Here is a 2,499-nt window from a genome sequence, read left to right on the forward strand (position 1 = left end):
TGTTGATTTCCACTGAGAGCTGACCCAGGCAGCAGCGGTTTTTCCATCGAGAACTGACCCATGTTTGAACTCGTTCCCACGCCATCGGTGCGGGGGACATCGGAGTGATCGACATGGAGTTATTGAGTGTCATTCGACGCTGGCGCCATCGAGACGATTTCTCGATTCGGGAGATTTCCCGGCGCAGCGGTCTTTCCCGGAACACGGTCCGTAAGTACCTGCGCGCCGACAGCGTCGAGCCGCAGTTCACGGCTCCGGACCGACCGAGCAAACTGGATCCCTACGCCGACAAACTCTCGGCGATGCTGCGTGTCGAGACGGGCAAGTCCCGCAAGCAAAAGCGCACGATCAAGCAGTTGCACGACGATTTGGCCGTTCTCGGCTATCGGGGCTCTTACAACAGGGTCGCCGCCTTTGCCCGGGATTGGAAAGCGGCCCGGCAACGTGAGCAGCAGACCACCGGCCGCGGCACCTTCGTGCCCCTGGCCTTCGTACCGGGCGAAGCCTTCCAGTTCGACTGGTCCGAGGACTGGGCGATCATCGCCGGCGAGCGAACCAAATTGCAGGTCGCCCACGTCAAGCTGTCCTACAGCCGCGCCTTCACGCTGCGGGCCTATCTGTTCCAGACCCATGAGATGCTGTTCGACGCACACAATCATGCCTTCCGCGTTCTCGGCGGCGTTCCGCGGCGGGGCATCTACGACAATATGAGAACCGCCGTCGACAAAGTGGGACGGGGCAAGCAGCGCCAGGTCAACATCCGCTTCTCGGCCATGGTCAGCCACTTCCTGTTCGAGGCCGAGTTCTGCAATCCGGCGTCCGGCTGGGAGAAAGGGCAGATCGAGAAGAACGTCCAGGATGCCCGTCACCGCCTTTGGCAGCCGATGCCGAACGTGCCTTCGCTGGACGCGCTGAACGATTGGCTGGAGAAGCGATGCCGGGAGTTGTGGGCAGCGGCACCCCATGCGACCCAACCCGGCACCATTGCCGAAGCTTGGGCTGAGGAAGTCCGTCATCTGATGCCAACACCGCGGCCGTTCGACGGCTTCGTCGAGCACACCAAGCGGGTCTCTCCGACATGTCTCGTCCATCTCGAGCGCAATCGCTACAGCGTGCCGGCCTCCTTCGCCAATCGCCCGGTCAGCCTGCGTGTCTATCCCGATCGCATCGTCATTGTCGCCGAGGGGCAGACCATCTGCGAACACCGCCGAGTCTTTGCTCGCTCACATGATCGCCGAAGCGAGACGATCTACGACTGGCGGCACTATCTTGCGGTCGTCCAGCGCAAACCCGGTGCCCTGCGTAACGGTGCGCCCTTCGCAGAGCTGCCGGCATCCTTCAGGGCCTTGCAACAGCATCTACTCAAGACACCCGGCGGTGATCGCGAGATGGTGGAGATCCTGGCCCTGGTCCTTCAGCACGATGAAGAGGTCGTGCTGTGCGCTGTCGACATGGCCCTTGAGGCCGGCGTCCCGACCAAGACCCACATCCTCAATCTTCTGCACCGTTTGATCGACGGCAAGCCGATGGTCCCGCCGACCGTGCAGACTCCGCAGGCCCTGGCGCTCATCACCGAGCCACGTGCCAATGTCGAACGCTATGACGCCCTGCACCGGACTGCGGAGGTGCGCCATGCGTCATAACCCGGCCAGCGGCGCCATCGTGATCATGCTGCGCAGCCTGAAGATGCACGGCATGGCGCAGGCTGTCAGCGAGTTGACCGAACAGGGAGCGCCAGCCTTCGAGGCAGCCATCCCGATCCTGTCGCAGCTCCTTAAAGCCGAGACAGCCGAGCGGGAGGTCAGGTCTACCGCCTACCAACTGAAGTCGGCTCGCTTCCCGGCCTATCGCGATCTCAATGGCTTCGACTTCGCCAGCAGCGAGGTCAATGAAGCGCTCGTCCGTCAGCTTCATCGCTGCGAGTTCCTGGAAGATGCGCACAACGTCGTCCTGGTCGGAGGGCCCGGGACCGGCAAGACCCACATCGGCACGGCCCTTGGCATTCAGGCCATCGAGCATCACCACAAGCGGGTTCGCTTCTTCTCGACCGTCGAGCTCGTCAATCTGCTCGAGCAGGAGAAGGTCCAGGGGAAGACCGGTCAGATCGCCGGACGGCTTGTCCACTCCGATCTCGTCATCTTGGACGAGCTGGGCTACCTGCCGTTCAGTGCTTCAGGCGGTGCCTTGCTGTTCCATCTTCTTAGCAAGCTTTACGAGCGCACCAGCGTCGTCATCACCACCAACCTCAGCTTCAGCGAGTGGGCCACGGTCTTCGGAGACCCGAAAATGACCACGGCGCTGCTCGATCGCCTTACTCACCACTGCCACATCCTGGAGACCGGAAACGACAGCTTCCGCTTCAAGAACAGTTCGGCCAAATGCGAGAAACCGACGAAAGAGAAAACACGGAACTTGACCACCACCTGACCAGTCCAACATCATCTAAGCCGGGTCAGTTCTTGATGGAAATCCTGGGTCAGCTCTCAGTGGAAATCAACA

At 61.5% G+C, this 2,499-nt stretch carries 2 protein-coding genes; both read left to right on the forward strand.

Annotated elements, in window-relative coordinates:
• Positions 1 to 113: 113 nt before the first annotated feature.
• Positions 114 to 1,643 (forward strand): IS21 family transposase, encoded by a 1,530-nt coding sequence (istA, locus tag GTW51_RS23220; protein ID WP_163046388.1) that lies wholly within the window; start codon positions 114 to 116, stop codon positions 1,641 to 1,643.
• Positions 1,633 to 2,427: an IS21-like element helper ATPase IstB gene (istB, locus tag GTW51_RS23225; protein WP_163046387.1), complete on the forward strand. Its 795-nt coding sequence runs from the start codon at positions 1,633 to 1,635 to the stop codon at positions 2,425 to 2,427. The genes istA and istB overlap by 11 nt, the downstream gene beginning before the upstream one ends.
• Positions 2,428 to 2,499 lie beyond the last annotated feature (72 nt).

Source organism: Aurantimonas aggregata, assembly GCF_010500835.1.
GTDB lineage: Bacteria > Pseudomonadota > Alphaproteobacteria > Rhizobiales > Rhizobiaceae > Aurantimonas > Aurantimonas aggregata.

Bases quoted from the DNA above. Each gene is read 5' to 3' on its own strand.
- istA (WP_163046388.1), top strand. From the start codon at position 114: ATGGAGTTATTGAGTGTCATTCGACGCTGGCGCCATCGAGACGATTTC.
- istB (WP_163046387.1), top strand. From the start codon at position 1,633: ATGCGTCATAACCCGGCCAGCGGCGCCATCGTGATCATGCTGCGCAGC.